General features: G+C 45.3%; 1 protein-coding gene. It reads left to right on the forward strand.

The genetic code is table 11. The annotated features are described in order from the left end of the window. On the forward strand, nucleotides 1-606 hold a 606-nt coding region (locus tag OM075_RS25255), incomplete at its 5' end, for a hypothetical protein (protein ID WP_301193338.1). Between the last annotated feature and the right edge of the window lie 138 nt (nucleotides 607-744).

Raw genomic sequence — 744 nt, forward strand, 5'->3', positions numbered from 1 at the left:
ATTGACTTTATGAAAGCTACCAACAACATAGGCAAGCCCATTGCTGCCGTAGCAGGGTTTGCAGTTGGCAAGTACGCTTTAAAGAAGTTGGAAAAGAGCCAAACCGTTAGCGGTTTGTTGGGCAACGAAATGAAAACCTACATCGTTCCGGCAGCCGTTACTATGGGCGGTTTGGTGGGTACGCAGTTTACCAAAAACGAGTATGTAAAGCTGGGATTGGTAGGTGCAGCAGGTGCAGGTGTTGAATCCATCATCAAAAAAGCCACAGGTAAAACCATCCTTCAGGGATTAGAGGGCATTATCGGCGATGAAGATTACAGCGATATGGACGAAATGGACGGACTACGTGCCTTGAACCCAATTACGCAAGCACTCCCGGCAGCCGACATTGACATCGAACGTGAAATTCAGGCTTCGGTATCAGGCGCAGCATCGGACTATTCGATGAGTGATGACCCTATGGGCAATGCAGCCAGCGATTATGCTATGAGCGATGAGCCGATTGGCAGTTCAGATGATGACGATGAGCCTGTTGGCAAAATTCAAAACCTCGACCCCGATAGCATGGACTATGACATCTTTTCGGGCGATATGATGGCATCCTGATTCTCACTAAATAACATTTAATCAATTTAATAACAAAGGCTAATAAGCCGCAAAACAAATTATCATGGCAGAAATTAATGAGCAAAATGATTTGTACCCTTCGATGGAAGAAATAGAGGGTTTAGAAGAAGCGATTCT

It is taken from the genome of Plebeiibacterium sediminum (assembly GCF_026013605.1).
Classification (GTDB): Bacteria; Bacteroidota; Bacteroidia; order Bacteroidales; family Marinilabiliaceae; genus Saccharicrinis; species Saccharicrinis sediminus.